Source organism: Streptomyces sp. NPDC012466, from assembly GCF_042955215.1.
Taxonomy (GTDB): Bacteria; Actinomycetota; Actinomycetes; order Streptomycetales; family Streptomycetaceae; genus Streptomyces.
Genome location: NZ_JBIBEQ010000011.1, coordinates 226,456 through 248,013, shown reverse-complemented (window position 1 = coordinate 248,013; position 21,558 = coordinate 226,456). Strand labels below are relative to the sequence as shown.

Here is a 21,558-nt window from a genome sequence, read left to right as displayed (position 1 = left end):
GGCCCTTCTTGTCTTCCGAGCACCTTCTGGACGTACTGAACCCCGCGACCGAGGAGGTCGTCGCCGTCGTCGCCGGGGCGAGTCCGGCCGACGTCGACGCGGCCGTCACCCACGCCGCCAGGGCACAGCGGATCTGGGCCGCCCTCGCCCCCGGCGACCGCGCCCGGCTGCTGCGCCGCTTCGCCGCCACCGTCGACCAGCACCTGGAGGAGCTGGCCCGCCTGGAGGTCCGCGAGGCGGGCCACCTCATCGGCAACGCCCGCTGGGAGGCGGGCAACGTGCGTGACCTGCTGGACTACGCGGCCGGGGGAGTGGAGCGGCTCACCGGCCGGCAGATCCCGGTGCCCGGGGGCCTGAACGTCACGATCCTCGAACCGCTCGGCGTCGTCGGCGTGATCGCGCCCTGGAACTTCCCCCTGCCGATCGCCGCCTGGGGCACGGCCCCCGCCCTCGCGGCCGGCAACGCCGTCCTCCTCAAGCCCGCCGAGACCACCCCGCTCACCGCCCTGCGCCTCGCCGAACTCGCCTTGGAGGCCGGGCTCCCCGAGCACCTCCTCCAGGTCCTGCCGGGACGCGGTGACATCACGGGCGACGCCCTGGTCCGCCATCCCGGAGTCGCCAAGATCGTCTTCACCGGCTCGACCCGGACCGGGACGCGCGTCGCGGCCCTCGGCGCCGAACAGGTCAAGCCCGTCACCCTCGAACTCGGCGGCAAGAGCCCCAACATCGTCTTCGCCGACGCCGACCTCGAGACCGCCGTCGACCCCTTCTCCTTCCTCGACAACTCCGGCCAGGACTGCTGCGCCCGCACCCGGATCCTCGTGCAGGAACCGGTCTACGACGAAGTCCGCGAGTTGCTCGCCGAGGCACTGTCCGCCGTGGTGGTGGGCGACCCGGCCGACGACAAGACCCAGATGGGCCCGCTGATCTCCCGGCAGCAACTCGACCGCGTCCGGAGCTTTGTGCCCGACGACGCCCCGGCCCTGCGCGGCAGCGCACCCGAGGGCCCGGGCTTCTGGTTCCCGCCCACCGTCCTCACCGGGGAGAGCCCCGACTCGGCGGCGGCCTGCGAGGAGATCTTCGGCCCCGTCGCCGTCCTGCTGCCGTTCACCGACGAGCAGGACGCGATCCGGCTGGCCAACGGCACCCCCTACGGCCTCTCCGGCTCCATCTGGACCCGGGACGTCGGCCGCGCCCTGCGCGTCTCCCAGGCCGTCCGCGCCGGCAACCTGTCCGTCAACTCCCACGCCAGCGTCCGCTACTGGACCCCGTTCGGCGGCTACAAGCAGTCCGGCGTCGGCCGCGAGCTCGGCCCCGACGCCCTGGCCGCCTTCACCGAAACCAAGAACGTCTTCATCAGCACGGAGGGCCCCGCACAGTGACTGCCCAGGAAAACATCTGCCGCCGCCTGGCCGGCCGTACCGCCGTCGTCACCGGAGCCGGCAGCGGCATCGGCCTGGCCGCCGCCCGCCGTCTCGCCTCCGAGGGCGCGCACGTCGTCTGCGGCGACGTCGACGAGGCCCGCGGCAAGGCCGCCGCCGAGGAGACCGGTGGCACCTTCGTGAAGGTGGACGTGACCGACCCCGACGAGGTCGAGGCGCTCTTCAAGACCGCCTACGACACCTACGGCAGCGTCGACATCGCCTTCAACAACGCCGGCATCTCCCCGCCCGACGACGACTCCATCCTGGAGACCGGCCTGGAGGCCTGGAAGCGCGTCCAGGAGGTCAACCTCACCTCCGTCTACCTGTGCTGCAAGGCCGCCATCCCCTACATGCGGCGCCAGGGCAAGGGCTCCATCATCAACACGGCGTCCTTCGTCGCCAGGATGGGCGCGGCCACCTCGCAGATCTCGTACACGGCCTCCAAGGGCGGTGTCCTCGCCATGTCCAGGGAACTGGGCGTGCAGTTCGCCCGCGAGGGCATCCGCGTGAACGCCCTGTGCCCCGGCCCGGTCAACACGCCCCTCCTCCAGGAGCTGTTCGCCAAGGACCCGGAGCGGGCCGCGCGCCGCCTGGTGCACATCCCGCTGGGCCGGTTCGCCGAGGCCGAGGAGATCGCCGCCGCCGTCGCCTTCCTGGCCAGCGACGACTCCTCCTTCGTGAACGCCACCGACTTCCTGGTCGACGGCGGGATCGCCGGGGCGTACGTCACACCCCTGTAAGCCCGTGTCCGGCGGGTCCGGTTCGCGCCCTACAGTGCCGGGATGAGCATGACGCCTCCGCCCGGCTGGTATCCCGACCCGCACGCCCCGCACCTTCAGCGCTGGTGGGACGGCACGGCCTGGACCGAGCACCGCCGCGCGCCCGAGGCCCCCGCCACCCCGCCGCCGGGTGGCGGCACAGGCCGCACGAAGGTGGTCGCCCTGACCGCCACGGGCATCGTCCTGGTCGCGGCGATCGTCACCGGAGCCGTCGCCCTCGCCGGGGGCGACGGCGGCGGCACGGAGACCAGGACGGCCCCCACCTCCACCGTCGAGCCCACCTCGGACTCCCCGGAGCCGACGCCCGAGGCGTCCACCTCCGAGCCCTCCGCCGACGACCCCGCGGTCGTCGAGGACCAGCTCAACGGCATCACGTTCCCGCTGCTCGACGGCTGGGTCCGCCCGCAGTACGTCGCCCAGGACGACGTCGTCATGACGACCGACGGCACCTACGACTGCCCCGGCGGCGTGGGCCTGTGCCGCCACGGCATGATCTTCTCCCGCACGGTGACCGAGAACGACGAGAAGTCCCCCGAGGCCCTCGCCAAGGCGGACATCTCCGAGGCGGCCGACGAGGCCTACGACCGCGACACGCTCGGCCGCGAGCTCTACGGGGGCCTGAAGTCCCACCGGGTCGTCAAGTCCGGGCCGGTCGCGGTGGCGGGCCGCGCCGGGTACCTCGTGCGCTGGCGCGTCACGACCGCCAAGGGGCCGGGCGGCTACGTCCAGTCGCTCGTCTTCCCCTCCAGCGTCGGCACCGAGTCACCGGTCCTCGTCCGGTACGTCTTCGACGCCGGCGAGGACGGACCGCCGCTCGCCGACATGGACCGCGTCACCAAGGGCATCCGCCCGGTCGGCGACGCGGACACGGGCGGCGGCGTCGGCAGCAGCATCGGCCCGACGGACTGACGCCCCACAGGCCTACAGGAACGTGTGACCCTCGCCGCGGTAGGTCGGCACGGTCGCCGTCACCGCGTCACCCTCGATCAGGTGCAGCCGGTCGAACCGCTCGCACAGCTCACCGGCCTTGGCGTGCCGGAACCACACCTTGTCCCCGATCAGCAGGTCGTCGGCGGGCGAGCCGAGCAGCGGCGTCTGCACCTCACCGGCACCCTCCTGCGGGTCGTAGCGCAGCCCCTCGGGCAGGTACGGCACCGGCGACCGGTCGGCCCCGGCCGCGCCCGAGGCGGGGTACCCACCGCCGAGGACCGTCACGACCCCGACCCCCGGCCGCCGCACGACGGGCTGGGCGAAGAGGGCCGCCGGACGGCCGCTGAACGACGTGTAGTTGTCGAACAGACGCGGCAGGTACAGCCCCGACCCGGCGGCGATCTCCGTCACCGCGTCCTCGGCCGCCGTGTGCTGCACCGAGCCGGTGCCACCGCCGTTGACGAACTCCAGACCCGGCACGACGGCGCGCACCGCACGCACCACCTCCGCACGCCGCTCGGCGAGTTCACGCTTGGCGGCCGCCTGCATCAGCCGGATCGCACGGGACCGCAGCGGACGCCCGGCCAGCGCGTCCCCGACACCGGCGACATGCCCCTCGTACGCCATGATCCCCACGACCTCGAAGCCGGGGCGCCGGGCCACCGCCCGCGCCACGTCGGCCACCTGGGCGGGGGAGTGCAGCGGCGACCGCCGGGCCCCGACCCGCACCCGCCCGCCGAGCAGCCTGAGGGAGGTGTCCAACTCCAGGCACACCCGCACCACTTCACGCCCGCCACCCCGGGAGGCGTCGATCAGATCCAGCTGGGCCACGTCGTCGACCATGACGGTCACGGCGGCGGCGAGCTTGGGATCACCGGCGAGTTCGGCGTACGCCGCGCGGTCCGCGGACGGATAGGCGAGCAGCACGTCCTCGAACCCCGACCGGGCCAGCCACAGCGACTCGGCGAGGGTGAACGACATGATCCCGGCGAAGCCGTCCCGGGCCAGGACCCGCTCCAGCAGCGCCCGGCAGCGCACGGACTTGCTGGCGACCCGGACGGGTTTGCCCCCGGCGCGGCGGACCAGATCGGCGGCGTTGGCGTCGAAGGCCTCCAGGTCCACGATCGCGAGAGGGGCGTCGAGATGGGCGGTGGCCCGGTCGTAACGGGCCCGGTCGGCGGCGCGCGCAGTCATGAACGCAGCCTGCCAGACCGGATTACCGCTGGGTAGGGGGATGTTCCGGGCAGATGCCCCGGCCTCGTGGACTGGTTCCCGTTCGCCCAGGAACAAGCCGTAGAGTGACGCGCACGTACGGCGGACGACGCCGGCCGGGGATCCGCGCCGGGATGACGCTCCGTTCGTACGGGTATGTGTGCCCGGGACGATCGGCGTACCGGGCCTCGGGCAGGCGACACCGGCCCGCGCGAGACGAGCGGCCCGGGCATGAGGAAACGGGGGGTGCATGAGCACGGAAGCGCGGCGCGCCTCCTTTCCCCCACGCCCCACCGCCCCACCACGCCCGCCCCACCCCCCGGCCACTCCCGAGGACCCGGTGCCCGACGAGCAGGGCACCCCGGGCACCGCCTCCGGCCCCGTCACGACAGCGGGAGCCACCCCGCCCCGGGCGGATGCCGCGAAACCCTCCGACCGGCCGAACGGCCGCCCCCGGTTCCCGAACCTCGGGGCCGCGAACGCCGCTGCCGCCGTGCCCCGGCGCCCCGAGTCCGTCCCACCGCCGCCGCCCCGCGCCTCCACCCGCTTCCCCGACGCCCCGGCACCGGACGCCCCTCCGCGGCCGCGCCACCTCCCCGCACCGGGCTCGCCCGGCCGGGCGGAGCGTCCCGGCCCCCCGGAGGGACCCACCACCCAGACGTCCGGCAGGCCGTTCCGGCTCTCCTCGCCCGGCCGTACGGACGCCTCGGCCGGGGCGCAGCCGGAGACGGCCGGCCGCCCGTTCCGCCTCCCCACGCCCCGCCGCACCGGCGAGCACGCGCCCGAGACGACCGCGAGCCTGCGCCCGGTTCCCGCGGCCCCGGCGTCGGACGAGCCCGCCCAGCCCCCCGTCCGCCCGGCCGCGCAGGGGACGACGGCCATACGCCCCGGCACCCCGCCGCGCCCCGCGCACGAGCCGTCGGCCGCCACCGGCACCTCCACCGTCAGCGGCGCGACCGCCGGGCGCGGCACGCGCCTGCCTCCGGCTCCCACCCGGCCGCCGGCCCCCTCCGCAGCACCGCCCCGGAACCCCGCCCCCGTCTCTCCCGACCCCGCCCTCTCCTGGAGCGCCACGCGCCCCCTCGTGTCGTTCGGTGAGCCCGAGGGCTACGACGGCGACGCCCGGCCCCGGCCGCTCGGCGGGCGCGGCGCGTCCCAGGCCGCCGCGGCCGCCGTCTGCCTCGTCCTCGGGCTGGGCCTCATCTCGGGCGCGGTCACCGGCAGCTGGCTCGTCGGAGGCTCCGGGGAGGACGGCGCGCCCAGCACCTTCGCCGCGGCGGGAAGCCTCTGGCACAGCGTCCCGGTCGACCAGCTGTTCCCGCCGACGGTGCAGGGCAAGGGCGCCGGCCCCGGCGGCGCCGACCGCACCTGGACCCGCATCGCCGTCGCCCCCGACAGCGGCTGCAAGGACGCCTTCGACCCGCTGCTGCGCAAGGCCCTCGCCCCGGCCGGCTGCGAACGCCTCCTGCGCGCCACCTACACCGACGCCACCGAGAGCTACGTGACCACGGTCGGCCTGCTCTTCACCACGGCCGACGCCCCGGGCATGACCGCCCTCGCGAACCGTTTCCGCAACGAACGCCTGGACCGTCGCAGCGACCTGATGCCCCTGCCCTACGCCGCCGAGGGCACGCCGGCCGCCGGCTTCGGCCCCGGGCAGCGCGCCTCCTGGACCGTCTCCGTGCTCACCGAGGCCCCCGTCGTCGTCTACGCCGTCTCCGGGTGGGCCGACGGCCGCAGCGTCGACGACCCGCAGCCCGCCGGGGACGCCATGGAGGCCGGTGCCACCAGCGCCGCCGCCCAGGCCGGCCTCGGCAACGAGGCGCAGGGCCTCGCGGACCGCGTCGAACGCGACTTCCGCAGAAACGTCCGCTCGGCCTCGGAGCAGCCGTCATGAAGCACACCCGGGCCGGAAAACCCGCGCGCAGGCCGTCCCGCAAGGCCACAGCCCTCGGCGTGCTGCTCACCGCCGGCCTCGTCCTCCTCCCCGCCGCCACCGCACACGCCGACGGCATCCGCGCCCAGCAGTGGGCCCTGGAGGCCATGCACACCGAGCAGGCCTGGCAGACCACGAAGGGCGAGGGCGTCACCGTCGCCGTCCTGGACACCGGCGTCGAGGCCGACCACCCGGACCTGGCCGGCAACGTCCTCCCCGGCAAGGACCTGATCCGCTTCGGAGCCGAGCCCGGCGACCGCGCCTGGGCCCGGCACGGCACCGCCATGGCCGGCATCATCGCCGGCCACGGACACGGCCCGGGCAACGCCGACGGCGTCCTCGGCATCGCTCCCGAGGCGAAGATCCTCCCGGTCCGCGTGATCCTGGAGGACGGCGACCCCTCCCGCGCCAAGGCCCGCAGCACCCGCGGCAATGCCCTCGCCGAGGGCATCCGCTGGGCCGCCGACCACGGCGCCGACGTCATCAACCTCTCCCTCGGCGACGACTCCGCCTCCGCGCACCCCGAACCCACCGAGGACCAGGCCGTCCAGTACGCCCTGAAGAAGGGCGTGGTCGTCGTCGCCTCCGCCGGCAACGGCGGGGAGAAGGGCGACCACATCTCCTACCCGGCCGCCTACCCGGGCGTGATCGCCGCCACCGCCGTCGACCGCGCCGGGACCCGTGCCCCGTTCTCCACCCGCCGCTGGTACGCCACCGTGAGCGCTCCGGGCGTCAACGTCGTCATCGCCGACCCCGACCACAAGTACTACGAGGGCTGGGGCACCAGCGCCGCCGCCGCCTTCGTCTCCGGCGCCGCCGCCCTGGTCAAGGCCGCCCACCCCGACCTGACCCCGGCCCAGATCAAATCCCTCCTCGAGGACACCGCCCGCAACGCTCCCGTCGGGGGCCGCGACGACTCACGCGGCTTCGGCTTCATCGACCCGGCCGCCGCCATCGAGGCCGCCGGCAGGCTGAAGCCGGAAGGCCTCCACTCGGCGTCCTACGGCGCGAAGTACTTCGGCAGCGGCCCGGACGCCGCCGCCTCCGACGACGGCACCGCCGACTGGGCCGCCCCCCTCGCGGGCGGCGCCGGCGCCGCCCTGCTGGTCGCGGCGGTCGTCCTGTGGCGGGGCCGCCGTACGGGCCGCGAGGACGTCTGAGCCGCTGCCGGCGGCCCACCACCCGGCCGATAGGGTCGACGAGTGGCGAACAAGAACATCCCGGACTCCGGCTTCTCCGACGACGACGGCTCCGCCGACCCCCGGCTGAGCGCGGCACTCGCCGCCTGGTCCGAGGACCGCGGCGCGCTGGGCCCGGTCCTCGACGCCCTCAAGGGCGCCCGGCTGCTCGTGCCCGTCGTGGCCGTGCTCGGCGAGGTCGAGGAGGACGAGCGGGGACTGCGCCGCGAGAAGACGAGCGACATGGCCGTCCCGACCCTGAAGGCCGGGAACCGCACCGCCCTGCCCGCCTTCACCTCCACGGACTCCCTCGCCCGCTGGGACCCGGCCGCCCGCCCCGTCGCCGTACCGCTGCACCAGGCGCTCCAGGCCGCCGCGCACGAGAAGGCGGACACGATCGTGCTCGACCTGGCCGGACCGGTGCCCTTCGAGCTGACCGGCCCCGCCCTGCTCGCCCTGGCCGAAGGACGCGCGACCACGGACCCGCTCGCCGACCCGGCGGTCGTCGAGGCCGTTCGGGACGCCGTGGCCGCCGAACCCGCCGTCCTGCGCGCCCACCTCGGCCCGGGTCGTGCCGACGGCACCCTCGCCCTGGTCCTGGACCCCTCCGCGGCCCCCGCCGAAGCCGCCCGGGCCGTCGCCGAGCGCCTGGCCGCCGACGAAACACTGAGGGCCCGCCTGGTGCGCGGCCTCGACCTGGCACTGCTGCCGGCCGAGGCGACGCCCCCGGGCGAGCCCTTGTACGTACGCGGATGAACTAGCCGTAGACCGGACCCGTGTACTTCTCGCCCGGGCCCTGGCCCGGCTCGTCCGGGACGAGGGAGGCCTCGCGGAACGCCAGCTGCAGCGACTTCAGGCCGTCGCGCAGGGGAGCCGCGTGGAAGGAGCTGATCTCGGTCGTGGAGGCGTCCAGCAGACCGGCCAGCGCGTGCACCAGCTTGCGGGCCTCGTCCAGGTCCTTGTGCTTCTCGCCCTCCTCGGTCAGACCGAGCTTCACGGCGGCCGCGCTCATCAGGTTGACGGCGACCGTCACGATCACCTCGACGGCCGGGACCTCGGCGATGTCGCGGGCCATGGCGTCGAAGTCGGGGGACTCAGGAGAGGTCTCACTCATGCCCCACACGATAGGCGCAGAGAGCGGGTCCTCCCCACGGGACCCCGGTACGCCCCGATTGGCCGTCCCTGGCCAATCCTGGTAATCTCGTGTAACGACCGGTCGGACACGTATGCCTCACAGCCCGCGAGCCCGGCCCACAAGTGGAGGCTTTCGAACTCCCACCCGATCACCCTCAGGGCGGCGGGTCACCGGTCAGGCGGTCCCGTCCTCGTGGCGGCGTTCCGTCCGAAAGCGCGCCCCGCGGCTTCCCGCGGCGGTGCTCCGGTAGTTCGAGGAGCCCCGCCTGGGATCGTCCGGGGCATTTTTGTTGCTCCGGCGCGGTTAGGTCTATCGAACACAGACGTTAACGCGGCTGTCCGCCAGACTGTCGCGTGGTGCTACCGAGGAGGATCCATCAGCGCCGAGCCCCGCATCAACGACCGGATTCGCGTTCCCGAGGTGCGACTTGTCGGTCCCAGTGGCGAGCAGGTGGGCATCGTCCCCCTGGCCAAGGCACTGGAGCTTGCGCAGGAGTACGACCTGGACCTGGTCGAGGTGGCGGCGACCGCCCGTCCGCCTGTGTGCAAGCTCATGGACTACGGGAAGTTCAAGTACGAGTCGGCCATGAAGGCCCGTGAGGCGCGCAAGAACCAGGCGCACACGGTCATCAAGGAGATGAAGCTCCGGCCGAAGATCGACCCGCACGACTATGACACCAAAAAGGGTCACGTCGTTCGGTTCCTCAAGCAGGGCGACAAGGTCAAGATCACGATCATGTTCCGTGGTCGCGAGCAGTCCCGGCCCGAGCTGGGCTACCGACTGCTGCAGCGTCTCGCGGAGGACGTGGCCGATCTCGGTTTCGTTGAGTCGAACCCGAAGCAGGACGGCCGCAACATGATCATGGTTCTCGGTCCGCACAAGAAGAAGACCGAGGCGATGGCCGAGGCTCGCCAGGCGCAGGAAGCCCGCAAGGCGGAAGCGAAGGCCAACCCCGGCAAGTCGCAGAACGCCGCGGAGACCGACGCGCCGGCTGAGGAGCCCGCCGAGGAGCACGCCGAGGCGTGACTCCCCGGGACGCCAGTCCCAGGAAGCAACCGAAACAAGACGACGCTCCACCGTGCCCGGTTTCGCGACCGGGCACCGGAGCGCCACCGACGAGGAGAGAACGGCGCTATGCCGAAGAACAAGTCGCACAGCGGTGCCAGCAAGCGCTTCAAGATCACCGGCTCCGGCAAGGTGCTGCGCGAGCGCGCCGGCAAGCGCCACCTGCTCGAGCACAAGTCGTCCCGCGTGACGCGTCGCCTCACGGGCAACGCCGAGATGGCCCCGGGCGACGCCGCGAAGATCAAGAAGCTTCTCGGCAAGTGACGTCCCGGCGCGCGAGCGCCGTACGGACGCCGGACCGGGACCCAATCGATTTCGGGTCGTGTGAGCACCCCCACGACCCCGCTACAAGGAGTTAACTAGTGGCACGCGTCAAGCGGGCAGTCAACGCCCACAAGAAGCGCCGGGCGATCCTCGAGCAGGCCTCCGGCTACCGCGGTCAGCGCTCGCGCCTGTACCGCAAGGCCAAGGAGCAGGTCACCCACTCGCTGGTCTACAACTACAACGACCGCAAGAAGCGCAAGGGCGACTTCCGTCAGCTGTGGATCCAGCGCATCAACGCCGCTGCCCGCGCCAACGGCATGACCTACAACCGCTTCATCCAGGGTCTGAAGGCCGCGAACATCGAGGTCGACCGCAAGATCCTGGCCGAGCTGGCCGTCAACGACGCCGGTGCGTTCGCCGCGCTCGTCGAGGTCGCCCAGAAGGCGCTGCCGAGCGACGTGAACGCGCCGAAGGCTGCGTGACACCGGCTCGAGCCGATGTGACTGAAGGACCCGCAGGCCAACGGTCTGCGGGTCCTGCTGTGCAGCTACCGAGAAAGCGAACCGGATGTCTCCCGCCACCCCCGAGCTCATCTCCCCCCGCTCCCCCCGCGTCCTGGCCGCGCGGCGGCTGGCCAAGCGGAACTTCCGGGGGAAGGAGCGGCTGTTCCTCGCGGAGGGGCCACAGGCCGTCCGGGAGGCGGCCGGACACCGGTCCGGGGGTGCGGCCACGCTCGTGGAGCTGTTCACGACGCTGGAGGCCGCCGAGCGCTACGCCGACATCGTCGGGGCGGCCCGGGACGCCGGAGCACGGGTGCACCTCGCCGCCGAGCAGGTCATCGCCGACATCTCCACCACGGTCACCCCGCAAGGGCTCGTCGGTGTCTGCCGGTTCCTGGACACGCCGTTCGAGGAGGTCCTCGCGGCCCGTCCCCGGCTCGTCGCCCTCCTCGCCAACGTCCGTGACCCCGGCAACGCCGGGACCGTGCTGCGCTGCGCCGACGCGGCCGGCGCCGAGGCCGTCGTCCTGACCGACGCCTCCGTCGACGTGTACAACCCCAAGGCCGTCCGTGCCTCCGTCGGCTCCCTGTTCCACCTGCCGGTCGCCGTCGGCGTCCCCGTGGAGCGGGCCGTCGACACGCTGCGGGACGCCGGGATCCGGGTCCTCGCCGCCGACGGGGCGGGCGACCGCGACCTCGACGACGAGCTCGACAAGGGCACCATGGGCGGGCCCACCGCCTGGGTCTTCGGTAACGAGGCGTGGGGTCTGCCGGAGGAGACCCGCGCCCTCACGGACGCCGTCGTGCGCGTTCCGATCCACGGGAAGGCCGAGAGCCTGAACCTCGCCACCGCCGCCGCCGTATGTCTCTATGCGTCGGCGCGTGCACAGCGCGCCTCCGGAGGGTGCCGCTCCGTCACCGGGAACTAGTAGGGTGACCAGCTCAGGGACCCCTCTGCGGAGCCTTGGAGGTGGGGTACGGGGATGAGTGGCGGCACGAGCAGCGCACCGGGAGCCCAGGACGCCGGGAGCCCGCCCGCCGCGTCCCGGCCACCCGGTGATCCGGCCGGCCTGGGCATCGACCCCGACCAGTTGCCCGACGGGCTCGTCGTCGCCGACGAGCAGGGCCGTGTCATCTGCTTCAACGCGGCCGCCGAGCGCATCACCGCGGTCCGCGCCGAGGACGCCCTCGGGCAGCCGCTGGAGAAGGCCCTGCCGTTAGAGGACCTGGAGGGCCGGCGCTGGTGGCAGCTGACCGACCCGTACGGCGGCCTCGCCATCCGCGCCGGACAGCCCGAGCGCAACCTGCTCCTGCCCGGCGGCCGTGAGGTGCTGGTGTGCGCGCGCTACGTCCGCACCCGGCCCACCGGACCGCTCCGGCGCCTGATCGTCACCCTGCGCGACACCGAGGCCCGCCGCCGCACCGAGCGCAGCCACGCCGAGCTGATCGCCACCGTCGCCCACGAACTGCGCTCGCCGCTCACCTCCGTCAAGGGTTTCACCGCCACCCTGCTGGCCAAGTGGGAACGCTTCACCGACGACCAGAAGCGCCTGATGCTGGAGACCGTCGACGCCGACGCCGACCGCGTCACCCGGCTCATCGCCGAACTGCTCGACATCTCCCGGATCGACTCCGGCCGGCTGGAGGTGCGCCGCCAGCCCGTCGACATCGGCGCCGCCGTCGGACGGCACATCCAGGCCTACGTCGCCGCCGGGCAGCCGGCCGACCGGTTCCTGCTGCGCGTCCAGCAGCCGCTGCCCGACCTGTGGGCCGACCCCGACAAGATCGACCAGGTGCTCAGCAACCTGCTGGAAAATGCCGTGCGGCACGGCGAGGGAACTGTCACGATCGACGTCACGGCCACGGCGTCCCCCCGCGAGGGCGAGGACACCGGTACGTCGGTCACGGTGAGCGACGAGGGGCCCGGCATCCCGGAGGAGTCCATGAACCGCGTCTTCACCCGCTTCTGGCGGGGCAGCAAGCGCGGTGGCACCGGCCTCGGGCTCTACATCGTCAAGGGCATCGTCGAGGCCCACGGCGGCACCATCACGGTCGGCCGCGCTCCCGGCGCCGGCGCCGAGTTCCGATTTACGTTGCCCGTGAGCGCTCCGGCCTATCTCGCCTGAGCCCCGCGGGCGCATTCGTATTCCTCCACCCCGTTAGACTCGGCCATTGGCACCTTTGTGTCCCACCAGACGGCCGTCCGAGTCGGTGACGGGGACCTTCAGCCAGCCAATCGGAAGCACGGGAAGAGATGTCGGCACCGAATAAGTCGTACGACCCTGTCGAGGTCGAGACGTTGAAACCGGAAGAGATCGAGCGCATGCGGGACGAGGCGCTCGCCGCCTTCGCCGCCGCGGACTCCCTCGAAGCGCTCCACGAGGCCAAGGTCGCCCAGACCGGCCCCACCTCGCCGCTGGCACTCGCCAACCGCGAGATCGGCGCCCTGCCCCCGCACGCCAAGGCCGAGGCCGGCAAGCGCGTCGGCCAGGCCCGCGGTGCCGTGAACAAGGCCCTCGCCGCCCGTCAGGTGGAGCTCGAGGCCGAGCGGGACGCGCGGGTGCTCGTCGAGGAGGCGGTGGACGTCACGCTGCCCTACGACCGCGTGCCGTCCGGCGCCCGGCACCCGCTCACCACGATGATGGAGCGGGTCGCGGACGTCTTCGTGGCCATGGGCTACGAGGTCGCCGAAGGACCGGAGGCCGAGGCGGAGTGGTTCAACTTCGACGCCCTGAACTTCCTGCCCGACCACCCGGCCCGGCAGATGCAGGACACCTTCTTCGTGCGGGGCCCCGAGGGCACCGAGGAGTCCGGGTCCGGCGTCGTCCTGCGCACCCACACCTCTCCGGTGCAGGCCCGCGCGCTGCTCGACCGTGAGCTGCCGGTCTACATCGTCTGCCCCGGCCGCGTGTTCCGCACCGACGAGCTGGACGCCACGCACACGCCCGTCTTCCACCAGATCGAGCTGCTCGCGATCGACGAGGGCCTGACCATGGCGGACCTCAAGGGCACCCTGGACCACATGGTCCAGGCCCTGTTCGGCGCGGACATGAAGACCCGGCTGCGGCCGAACTACTTCCCGTTCACCGAGCCCAGCGCCGAGATGGACATGCTCTGCTACGTCTGCAAGGGCGAGTCCATCGGCAACCCCGACCGCCCCTGCCGTACCTGCTCGTCCGAGGGCTGGATCGAGCTGGGCGGCTGCGGCATGGTCAACCCGCGGGTGCTCACCGCCTGCGGCGTCGACCCCGAGAAGTACAGCGGGTTCGCCTTCGGGTTCGGCATCGAGCGGATGCTGATGTTCCGCCACAACGTCGAAGACATGCGAGACATGGTCGAGGGTGACGTCCGGTTCACCCGGCCGTTCGGGATGGAGATCTGATGCGGGTCCCGCTTTCTTGGCTGCGGGAGTACGTCGACCTGCCGGAGACGGAGACCGGTCGCGACGTGCAGGCCAAGCTCATTTCGGCTGGCCTCGAGGTCGAGACCGTCGAGCAGCTCGGCGCCGACCTCAAGGGCCCGCTGGTCGTCGGCCAGGTGGCGACGATCGAGGAGCTGACGGAGTTCAAGAAGCCGATCCGCTTCTGCACCGTCGACGTCGGCCAGGCCAACGGCACCGGCGAGCCCCAGGAGATCATCTGCGGCGCCCGCAACTTCGCCGTGGGCGACAAGGTCGTCGTGGCCCTGCCCGGCGCCGTCCTGCCCGGTGACTTCCAGATCGCCGAGCGCAAGACCTACGGCCGGATCTCGCGCGGCATGATCTGCTCCAGCGACGAGCTGAACATGGGCGACGACGGCACCAAGGGCATCATCGTCCTGCCGCCGGAGACCGAGATCGGCAAGGACGCCGTCGAACTGCTGGAGCTGGTCGACGAGGTCCTCGACATCGCGGTCACGCCCGACCGCGGCTACTGCCTGTCGCTGCGCGGCGTGGCCCGCGAGACCGCCACCGCCTACGGCCTGCCGCTGCGCGACCCGGCGCTGCTCGACGTGCCCAGCCCGAACGCGTACGGCTACCCGGTGCGGATCTCCGACCCCACCGGCTGCGACCGCTTCACCGCCCGCACGGTGACCGGTCTCAGCTCCGAGGCCCGCTCCCCGATCTGGCTCCAGCGGCGGCTCCAGAAAGTCGGCATGCGCCCGATCTCGCTCGCCGTCGACGTCACCAACTACGTGATGATGGAGCTCGGCCAGCCGCTGCACGCCTACGACCGCTCCCTGGTCCAGGGCACCATCGGCGTGCGCCGCGCCGAGCCCGGCGAGAAGCTCACCACCCTCGACGGCGTCGAGCGCACGCTGGACGCCGAGGACCTGGTGATCACCGACGACCGCGGCCCGATCGGGCTCGCCGGCGTCATGGGCGGCGCCAACACGGAGATCGCCGACCACGACGACGTGCAGAACGCCACGGCGGACGTCGTCATCGAGGCCGCGCACTTCGACGCGGTGTCGATCGCGCGCACCGCCCGCCGGCACAAGCTGTCCTCCGAGGCGTCCCGGCGCTTCGAGCGCGGCGTCGACCCGCAGGCCGCGGCGGCCGCCGCGCAGCGCACCGTCGACCTGCTGGTCCTGCTCGCGGGAGGCACCGCCGAGGCCGGCGTCACCGAGGTCCTCGCCCCGTCCGCGCCGCGTACCATCACGATCCCGGCCGACCACCCGGACAAGGTCGCGGGCGTCGCGTACGGCCGCGAGACCGTCGTGCGCCGCCTCCAGGAGGTCGGCTGCGACGTGTACGGGCAGGACGAACTGATCGTCACCGTGCCGTCCTGGCGTCCCGACCTCACCGACCCGAACGACCTGGCCGAAGAGGTCATCCGGCTGGAGGGCTACGAGAACCTGCCCTCCACGCTGCCCAAGCCGCCGGCCGGCCGTGGTCTGACCGACCGGCAGCGGCTGCACCGCCGGGTGGGCCGGGCCCTGGCCGGTGCCGGGTACGTCGAGGCGCTGAACTACCCGTTCATCGGCGAGCAGGTCTTCGACCAGCTCGGCCTCGACGCGGATGACCCGGTCCGCCGCGTCGTGAAGCTCAGCAACCCGCTCAGCGACGAGGAGCCCGCGCTGCGCACGACGCTGCTGCCGGGTCTGCTCGCCGCCCTGCGGCGCAACGACGGCCGGGGCTCGCACGACCTCGCGCTGTTCGAGACGGGTCTGGTCTTCCGGCCGCGCGAGGAGCAGCGGATCGCCGCCGTGCTGCCCGTCGACCGTCGCCCGGCCGACGAGGAACTCGCCGAGCTGAACGCGGCGCTGCCCGAGCAGCCGCGGCACGTCGCCGTGGTCCTCGCCGGTGCGCGCGAGCAGGCCGGCTGGTGGGGCAAGGGCCGCCCGGCCGACTGGGCCGACGCGGTCGAGGCCGCCCGGGCCGTCGCGCGGGAGGCCGGTGCCGAACTCGTCATCCGCAAGGGGCAGTACGGGCCGTGGCACCCGGGGCGGTGCGCGGAGCTGGTGCTCACCGTCGACGGCGCCGAGCGGGTCGTGGGGCACGCGGGCGAGTTGCACCCGCGGGTCGTGAAGGCCCTCGGGCTGCCCGCGCGCACCTGTGCGATGGAGATCGACCTGAACGCGGTGGAGGCCGCCGGTGACGCCACGGCTGCGGCACCGCGGATCTCCACGTTCCCCGTCGCCACGCAGGACGTCGCCCTGGTCGTCGACGCGTTCGTGCCGGCCTCCGACGTCGAGGCGGCGCTGCGGGACGGGGCCGGGGAGCTGCTGGAGTCCATCCGGCTGTTCGATGTGTACGAGAACACCGAGCAGTTGGGGGAGGGGCGGAAGTCGCTCGCGTACGCGCTGCGGTTCCGGGCCTCCGACCGGACGCTGACCGTGGACGAGGCGTCCGCGGCCCGGGACGCGGCGGTGGCGCTCGCGGGCGAGCGTGTCGGAGCCGAGTTGCGGAGCTGAACGCCCGAGGGGCGGGGAGCTGCGGCGGACCGGTGACCGAGGGGTCGCCGCGGTGGTTCGCGCAGTTCCCCGCGCCCCTGACGGTCTCACTCGTTCGAGTGGTGTCGTCGATGTTCCCCCGCTCTCGCGGAGGGACTGCCGACAGAATCGGACCGGCCTTCTCGGGCCGGTCCGATTCTGTGTGTCAGGGCCTATTGGGGGGCCATCGGCATGATCCGCATCAGGGGTCGGGTGCGCAGCCTCGGTCTGCCCACGGTATGGGGCGCGGCAGCCGTCACGTACAAGCTGGCATGCCCGCTCGCCCAGGAGACCGGTCTGCAGGCCCGGATCGTCACCAGCGCGGTGTTCTTCGCGGTGGGGACCGGGCTGATTCTGCATGTGCGGCAGTCGCTGATGCGCGAACTGCGCCAGCTGCGCCGGGTCGCGGGCGCCGCGCAGAGCGCCCTGCTGCGGCCGTTGCCCGCCCGGATCGACGGGCTGGACGTGGCGGCCGCCCAGGTGTCGGCCGAGCGTGGTGCCTCGGTCGGGGGCGACCTGTACGAGGTCGTCGCCACCGAGCACGGCGTACGGGCCGTGATGGGGGACGTACGCGGGCACGGCATCGGCGCGTTCGGGACGGTCGCCGCCGTGCTCGGCTGTTTCCGCGAGGCCGCGCACGACGAGCAGGACCTCGGCGGGGTGCTGCGCCGGATGGAGCGGGCCCTGGACCGGCATCTGCGCCAGGAGCATCCCGCGAGCGCCGCCGAGGAGTTCGTGACCCTGCTGCTCGTGGAGATCCGGCCCGACGGCGAGATGCTCGCGCTGAACTGCGGCCATCCGTGGCCGTACCGGGTGAGCGGCATCGACGTGGAACAGCTGGCTCCCGGCGATCCGCACCCGCCCCTGGGGCTGTTCCCCCTGCCGGCCGTTCTGCCGGCCGTGGATCTGGGGTACCTCCAGGCCGATGAAGCCCTGTTCCTCTTCACGGACGGCGCCCAGGACGCGCGGGACGCCCGTGGCCGGTTCTTCCCGCTGGCGACCGCGTTGACGAGCGTCGCGCGGGACGGCCCGCTCTCCTCCCAGGGTGTCGTCGGCAGGATTTCCACGGCCCTCCTCCAGCACACGCGGGGCACTCCACCGGACGACATCGCCCTGCTGGTGCTCACGAACAGCGGGAGGACGCCGTCGGAGGCGCGGGGAACCGCGCGAACCACCACGACGCATCCGCAGCAGACCACACACCTCTGACACCACGGCGGGCGAACGCACCGCCGGCGATGCCGTCCGCCCCGCCACGGAGTGTCGGGCAGGCAGCCGGGCGGACGGCGGTAGCGGGCCGCCGCACTGTACGAGGGGGAGCCGGCGGCCCGGCCGGCCTCTTTCGAGGCAGTTCAGTCAACCGGCCGGCGACTCTCAGCGACAGTGCGCACACCGTGCGGATTCGGGCACTCCGTTCACACCCCGTGTGAAGACGGAACCACTAATCTGGCCGCACCGAGCCATCCGGGGGGCCCACATGCAGCCCAACACTCTGCTCGACGCGATCCTGGACGAGGCGGGGATCTCGCACGCGGGGCTGGCCGCACACGTCAATCAGGCGGGACGGGCACGTGGCCTGTCCCTGAGGTACGAACACACCGCCGTCGCCCGATGGTTGAAGGGGCAGCGGCCCCGGGGCCAGGTGCCCGACCTGATCTGCGAGGTGCTCGCGGGCCGGCTGCAACGGCAGGTCACCCTCGACGACATCGGCCTCGGTGTGCCCGGCGAGCCGTCCGCCCCGCACACCGGCTCCCTGTCCGGGTTCGTCGAACGGGCCACCGCCCTGTGGCGCTCCGACCAGCAGCAGCGCCCGCACATCCTCGGCGCACCCGCCCTCACCGGCACGCCCGCCGTGATGCCCGTGTGGGAGTGGGAGAACCCGCCCGAGGACGTGGACGTCTCCCGCGGTGGCAGACACCGGGTCACCTCGGGCGACCTGGAGATGCTGCGGGCCGCCCGTACGCACTACGAGCAGATGTACCGCAAGGCCGGGGGCATCGCGACACGGGCCCGTATCGTCGGCTTCCTGAACGCCGAGGCCGCCCCGCTGCTGCGCGGCGGCTACACCGACGAGACCGGCCGGCAACTGCACCGCGCCACCGGCGGGTTGGTGGCCGTCGCCGGGATCTGTGCGTACGACTCCGACGCGCACGGACTCGCCCAGCGCTACTTCCACCAGGCGCTGCGGCTCGCGAAGGCCAGCGGGGACCGGGGACTCGGGGCGTATGTGATCGCCCTGCTGGTCAACCAGTCGCTGTTCATGCGGGAGTACCGGCAGTCCGTCGCCTTCGCGGAGGCCGCGCTGCGAGCCGCCGGCAAGCACATCACCCCCGCGCTCGCCTCCGACCTGTACGCCATGCAGGCCAAGGCGTACGCGCATCTCGGCGACGGCGGCAGTGCCCTGTCCTGCATCCGGCGGGCCGAGCAGTCGGCCGAACGGATCCGGCGCGGTCACGAGCCCGACGAGACCGGCTATGTCCAGCCGGGGCTCGTCAACGTGCAGGTGGCGGAGGCGCTGCTCAGCCTCGGGGAGATCGCGGCCGCCGGGGAGCATGCCGCGGCCGCCGTGGACAACCCGGCGCACGACCGCGGCCGGGTGCACCGGCTGGCCATGCTCAGCACCATCGAACTGCGGCAGGGCAACGCCGACAAGGCGGTGGCCATCGCCGTGCAGATGGCCGAGCAGGCCAGGGGCATGGAGTCCCAGCGGCTGCGCGACCGGCTGCGCGCGGTGCGGGAGCACCTGGTGCGCAGCGGTTGCGCCGGCACGGCCGAGGCCGCCGAACTCATCGACGGAGCACTGCGCGTACCGTTGTAGATCCGGGCGGTGGTGCCCGTGTCGCTCCGAGGCGCTTCCTGTGCGCCTGCTGTCAGTCCGTCCCTGCTGCGATATTGCCACTTACTCGACGGAAGGTGGCAGAACCGTGCAGTGGACGAAACACAACGAGCAAACTGTGTACTCAAACCGCTGGTTCAGCGTCAATCTCGCGGATGTCGAACTGCCGGACGGCCGGCACCTGGACCACTTCCTCATACGGCTGAGGCCCGTCGCGGTGGCCACGGTCGTGAACGAGGCCAACGAGGTGCTGCTGCTCTGGCGGCACCGTTTCATCACCGACAGCTGGGGGTGGGAACTCGCGGCCGGCGTGGTCGAGGACGGCGAGGACATCGCCCGCGCGGCCGCCAGGGAACTGGAGGAGGAGACCGGCTGGCGGCCGGGACCCCTGCACCACCTCATGAGCGTGGAGCCGTCCAACGGGCTCACCGACGCCCGGCACCACGTGTACTGGGCCGACGACGGCGAGTACGTCGGGCACCCCGTGGACGACTTCGAGTCGGACCGCCGGGAATGGGTCCCTCTCAAACTCGTCCCCGACATGGTCGCCCGCGGTGAGGTCCCGGCCGCCAACATGGCGGCCGCGTTACTTCTGCTGCACCATCTCAGGCTGGGTCAGGACACGCTGCCCTGAGCTAATGCCCCAGCGCCTGCCAGATCGCCACGACGAGGGCACCCACGGCGGTGAGGGCGGCGACCGCGGGCAGCGGCCAGCGCGCGTGTTCGAGTGTGTGGATCCGGGTGTTGAGCTCGTCGAGTTCCTTGGCCGTCTCCTCGGTGCGGTGACTGAGCAGCGCCAGCCCGCCCTCGACGCGGGCGTAGGCCACATCGAGGCGGCGTCGTAACTCTGCGAGTTCCCCATGGACGACGGGATGCTCGGGATCGGCGGTCACGAGTCCGCTCCTTTCCGTAGTCGTTTCACATCCCTTGCATGCGCATGAGGAGTCAACTCGCCTGGTGGGCGCCTGGGGAGAGTGTGCGACGGGCATATGCGAGCCCGGCGCGCACACGGTGTGTGAATGCCGCGGGCCCGGCACCATATCCGGTGCCGGGCCCGCCGCTTGGCCGAAATCTGACCGTCCGTAATCGGCCTCGGGGGGCACCCGGACAGACATGACGAAGTGGCAGAAGAACGCGGCGTACACACTGGCGCTCTACGCGCTGGTGGTCGTGATGCTCCGGTTCTCCTCCGGGGAGGGGTGGGGCAGTGCGCTGCTGATCGCGCTCGCCCTCACCCCGCTCGCCTTCTGGATGGGCTGGCTGCGCCGGCGCATGAGCGAGCAGGCGCAGGAATGGGGACGCCGCCGGTTCCGGCCGTGGCCGGAGGAGCGGCGGCGTTGAGGTGGCTGCGGCAGCCGGACGGTCAGGCGTACGTGTAGAAGCCCGAGCCCGTCTTGCGGCCCAGCCGGCCCGCGTCGACCATGCGCTGCAGGAGCGGGGGAGCGGCGTACAGGGGCTCCTTGTACTCCTCGTACATCGACTGCGCGACCGAGGCGACCGTGTCCAGGCCGATCAGGTCGGACAGCTTCAGGGGGCCCATCGGGTGGGCGCAGCCCATCTCCATGCCGTTGTCGATGTCCTCGCGGCTGGCGATGCCCGTCTCGAACATCCGGATCGCGGAGAGCAGATACGGGATCAGCAGCGCGTTCACCACGAAGCCGGAGCGGTCCTGGGCACGGATCGCGTGCTTGCCGAGCAGCTTCTCGGTGAAGAGCTGGGCGCGGCTGATCGTGCCCTCGGACGTGGTGAGCGCGGGGATCAGCTCGACGAGCTTCTGCACCGGGGCCGGGTTGAAGAAGTGGATGCCGATGACCTGGTCGGGCCGCGAGGTCGCCACGGCCAGCTTCACCAGCGGGATGGAGGAGGTGTTGGACGCCAGGATCGCGTCGGGCCGGGTCACGACCTGGTCGAGCACCTGGAAGATCTCGGTCTTGACCTGCTCGTTCTCCACGACGGCCTCGATCACGAGGTCGCGGTCGGCGAACTCGCCGAGGTCCGTGGTGAAGCTCAGGCGGGCCAGCGTGGCCTCCTGCTCCTCCTCGGTGATCTTGCCGCGTTCGGCCGCCTTGGCCAGGGAGGTGAACAGCCGGGTGCGGCCGATCTCCAGGGCTTCGCCGGTGGTCTCGGCGACCATGACGTCCAGGCCGGCCCGGGCGCACACCTCGGCGATCCCCGCGCCCATCTGACCGCAGCCCACGACTCCGACGCGTGCAATGTCTCCCGCTGGGGTGTCCGTCACATCGACCCTTTCGCTGCTGATCCACGACCGGGCAGGCGGGCCGGGTCCCGGCGCCTGCTCCGTTCGTGCACGTTACCGCCAAGTATCGATGATCGATCGCGGGGGGCGGGTCCGATTCGGGCATGCTGGCCCCGGAGTGATCCGCGAC

General features: G+C 72.6%; 21 protein-coding genes. 17 read left to right on the top strand and 4 right to left on the bottom strand.

Features of this window, described 5'->3' with window-relative positions; translation table 11 throughout:
* Positions 1-8 precede the first annotated feature (8 nt).
* The 3 genes from ACFY9E_RS34070 to ACFY9E_RS34060 are packed head-to-tail and all read left to right on the top strand — an operon-like array spanning position 9 to position 3,112.
* Positions 9-1,382, top strand: coding sequence for an aldehyde dehydrogenase family protein (locus tag ACFY9E_RS34070; RefSeq protein WP_390990792.1), 1,374 nt, complete (start codon positions 9-11; stop codon positions 1,380-1,382).
* The gene (locus tag ACFY9E_RS34065) at positions 1,379-2,164 is read left to right on the top strand and encodes a 3-oxoacyl-ACP reductase (protein ID WP_390990790.1); all 786 of its coding nucleotides are present in this window, start codon (positions 1,379-1,381) and stop codon (positions 2,162-2,164) included. The genes ACFY9E_RS34070 and ACFY9E_RS34065 overlap by 4 nt, the downstream gene beginning before the upstream one ends.
* Before the next feature lie 48 nt (positions 2,165-2,212).
* On the top strand, positions 2,213-3,112 hold the full coding sequence (locus ACFY9E_RS34060; protein ID WP_390990918.1) for a DUF2510 domain-containing protein: 900 nt from the start codon (positions 2,213-2,215) through the stop codon (positions 3,110-3,112).
* A gap of 12 nt (positions 3,113-3,124) precedes the next feature.
* Here ACFY9E_RS34060 and ACFY9E_RS34055 read toward each other — a convergent pair whose 3' ends face one another.
* Positions 3,125-4,327, bottom strand: coding sequence for an alanine racemase (locus tag ACFY9E_RS34055; RefSeq protein WP_390990788.1), 1,203 nt, complete (start codon positions 4,325-4,327; stop codon positions 3,125-3,127).
* 268 nt (positions 4,328-4,595) lie between these two features.
* Between ACFY9E_RS34055 and ACFY9E_RS34050 the strand changes: the two genes are divergently transcribed.
* Genes ACFY9E_RS34050 through ACFY9E_RS34040 form a run of 3 tightly spaced genes read left to right on the top strand, consistent with a single transcriptional unit; the run spans position 4,596 to position 8,215 of the window.
* Positions 4,596-6,242 carry a hypothetical protein gene (locus ACFY9E_RS34050; protein ID WP_390990785.1) on the top strand — a complete coding sequence of 549 codons (1,647 nt, stop codon included), beginning with the start codon at positions 4,596-4,598 and terminating at the stop codon, positions 6,240-6,242.
* Entirely contained in the window at positions 6,239-7,441 is a 1,203-nt protein-coding gene (mycP, locus tag ACFY9E_RS34045) for a type VII secretion-associated serine protease mycosin (protein ID WP_390990783.1), read from the top strand. Before ACFY9E_RS34050 ends, mycP begins: the two co-directional genes overlap by 4 nt.
* Positions 7,442-7,483: 42 nt before the next feature.
* Positions 7,484-8,215 (top strand): SseB family protein, encoded by a 732-nt coding sequence (locus ACFY9E_RS34040; protein WP_390990780.1) that lies wholly within the window; start codon positions 7,484-7,486, stop codon positions 8,213-8,215.
* A 1-nt stretch (position 8,216) separates the two neighbouring features.
* On the opposite strand, the gene ACFY9E_RS34035 is transcribed toward ACFY9E_RS34040, so the two are convergent.
* Entirely contained in the window at positions 8,217-8,573 is a 357-nt protein-coding gene (locus tag ACFY9E_RS34035) for a DUF1844 domain-containing protein (RefSeq protein WP_390990778.1), read from the bottom strand.
* 396 nt (positions 8,574-8,969) lie between these two features.
* Between ACFY9E_RS34035 and infC the strand changes: the two genes are divergently transcribed.
* The 10 genes from infC to ACFY9E_RS33985 all read left to right on the top strand — a co-directional run bounded on the left by infC (position 8,970) and on the right by ACFY9E_RS33985 (position 19,805).
* Positions 8,970-9,620, top strand: a complete 651-nt coding sequence (gene infC, locus ACFY9E_RS34030; RefSeq protein ID WP_142164951.1) for a translation initiation factor IF-3 — start codon at positions 8,970-8,972, stop codon at positions 9,618-9,620.
* 108 nt (positions 9,621-9,728) lie between these two features.
* A complete protein-coding gene (gene rpmI / locus ACFY9E_RS34025) occupies positions 9,729-9,923 on the top strand; it encodes a 50S ribosomal protein L35 (protein WP_003977225.1) in 195 nt (64 codons plus the stop codon).
* A 98-nt stretch (positions 9,924-10,021) separates the two neighbouring features.
* Positions 10,022-10,405, top strand: a complete 384-nt coding sequence (gene rplT / locus ACFY9E_RS34020; RefSeq protein WP_010045263.1) for a 50S ribosomal protein L20 — start codon at positions 10,022-10,024, stop codon at positions 10,403-10,405.
* Positions 10,406-10,490: 85 nt separating this feature from the next.
* Positions 10,491-11,351 (top strand): TrmH family RNA methyltransferase, encoded by an 861-nt coding sequence (locus ACFY9E_RS34015; protein WP_390990775.1) that lies wholly within the window; start codon positions 10,491-10,493, stop codon positions 11,349-11,351.
* Positions 11,352-11,405: 54 nt separating this feature from the next.
* Entirely contained in the window at positions 11,406-12,548 is a 1,143-nt protein-coding gene (locus ACFY9E_RS34010) for an ATP-binding protein (protein WP_390990772.1), read from the top strand.
* Between the two features lie 128 nt (positions 12,549-12,676).
* Positions 12,677-13,804, top strand: a complete 1,128-nt coding sequence (pheS, locus tag ACFY9E_RS34005; RefSeq protein WP_390990770.1) for a phenylalanine--tRNA ligase subunit alpha — start codon at positions 12,677-12,679, stop codon at positions 13,802-13,804.
* Positions 13,804-16,317, top strand: a complete 2,514-nt coding sequence (gene pheT, locus ACFY9E_RS34000; RefSeq protein ID WP_390990768.1) for a phenylalanine--tRNA ligase subunit beta — start codon at positions 13,804-13,806, stop codon at positions 16,315-16,317. Before pheS ends, pheT begins: the two co-directional genes overlap by 1 nt.
* A 210-nt stretch (positions 16,318-16,527) precedes the next feature.
* Entirely contained in the window at positions 16,528-17,544 is a 1,017-nt protein-coding gene (locus ACFY9E_RS33995; RefSeq protein WP_390990766.1) for a SpoIIE family protein phosphatase, read from the top strand.
* 268 nt (positions 17,545-17,812) lie between these two features.
* Entirely contained in the window at positions 17,813-19,153 is a 1,341-nt protein-coding gene (locus tag ACFY9E_RS33990; protein WP_390990764.1) for a transcriptional regulator, read from the top strand.
* A 106-nt stretch (positions 19,154-19,259) separates the two neighbouring features.
* Positions 19,260-19,805, top strand: coding sequence for an NUDIX domain-containing protein (locus tag ACFY9E_RS33985; protein WP_390990761.1), 546 nt, complete (start codon positions 19,260-19,262; stop codon positions 19,803-19,805).
* Between the two features lies 1 nt (position 19,806).
* Here the strand turns inward: ACFY9E_RS33985 and ACFY9E_RS33980 are convergent, their stop codons facing one another.
* Positions 19,807-20,064 (bottom strand): hypothetical protein, encoded by a 258-nt coding sequence (locus ACFY9E_RS33980; RefSeq protein WP_390990759.1) that lies wholly within the window; start codon positions 20,062-20,064, stop codon positions 19,807-19,809.
* Between the two features lie 220 nt (positions 20,065-20,284).
* On the opposite strand from ACFY9E_RS33980, the gene ACFY9E_RS33975 reads away from it, so the two are divergent.
* Positions 20,285-20,512 carry a hypothetical protein gene (locus tag ACFY9E_RS33975; protein ID WP_390990757.1) on the top strand — a complete coding sequence of 76 codons (228 nt, stop codon included), beginning with the start codon at positions 20,285-20,287 and terminating at the stop codon, positions 20,510-20,512.
* A gap of 22 nt (positions 20,513-20,534) precedes the next feature.
* Here ACFY9E_RS33975 and ACFY9E_RS33970 read toward each other — a convergent pair whose 3' ends face one another.
* Positions 20,535-21,410, bottom strand: coding sequence for a 3-hydroxybutyryl-CoA dehydrogenase (locus ACFY9E_RS33970; protein WP_283971784.1), 876 nt, complete (start codon positions 21,408-21,410; stop codon positions 20,535-20,537).
* Positions 21,411-21,558: the final 148 nt, after the last annotated feature.

Excerpts from the sequence above, each read along its gene's own strand:
- ACFY9E_RS34060 (WP_390990918.1), top strand. The coding sequence starts at position 2,213 with ATGACGCCTCCGCCCGGCTGGTATCCCGACCCGCACGCCCCGCACCTT.
- ACFY9E_RS34055 (WP_390990788.1), bottom strand. The coding sequence starts at position 4,327 with ATGACTGCGCGCGCCGCCGACCGGGCCCGTTACGACCGGGCCACCGCC.
- ACFY9E_RS34050 (WP_390990785.1), top strand. The coding sequence starts at position 4,596 with ATGAGCACGGAAGCGCGGCGCGCCTCCTTTCCCCCACGCCCCACCGCC.
- mycP (WP_390990783.1), top strand. The coding sequence starts at position 6,239 with ATGAAGCACACCCGGGCCGGAAAACCCGCGCGCAGGCCGTCCCGCAAG.
- ACFY9E_RS34035 (WP_390990778.1), bottom strand. The coding sequence starts at position 8,573 with ATGAGTGAGACCTCTCCTGAGTCCCCCGACTTCGACGCCATGGCCCGC.
- rpmI (WP_003977225.1), top strand. The coding sequence starts at position 9,729 with ATGCCGAAGAACAAGTCGCACAGCGGTGCCAGCAAGCGCTTCAAGATC.
- ACFY9E_RS34015 (WP_390990775.1), top strand. The coding sequence starts at position 10,491 with ATGTCTCCCGCCACCCCCGAGCTCATCTCCCCCCGCTCCCCCCGCGTC.
- ACFY9E_RS34010 (WP_390990772.1), top strand. The coding sequence starts at position 11,406 with ATGAGTGGCGGCACGAGCAGCGCACCGGGAGCCCAGGACGCCGGGAGC.
- pheS (WP_390990770.1), top strand. The coding sequence starts at position 12,677 with ATGTCGGCACCGAATAAGTCGTACGACCCTGTCGAGGTCGAGACGTTG.
- pheT (WP_390990768.1), top strand. The coding sequence starts at position 13,804 with ATGCGGGTCCCGCTTTCTTGGCTGCGGGAGTACGTCGACCTGCCGGAG.
- ACFY9E_RS33995 (WP_390990766.1), top strand. The coding sequence starts at position 16,528 with ATGATCCGCATCAGGGGTCGGGTGCGCAGCCTCGGTCTGCCCACGGTA.
- ACFY9E_RS33990 (WP_390990764.1), top strand. The coding sequence starts at position 17,813 with ATGCAGCCCAACACTCTGCTCGACGCGATCCTGGACGAGGCGGGGATC.
- ACFY9E_RS33975 (WP_390990757.1), top strand. The coding sequence starts at position 20,285 with ATGACGAAGTGGCAGAAGAACGCGGCGTACACACTGGCGCTCTACGCG.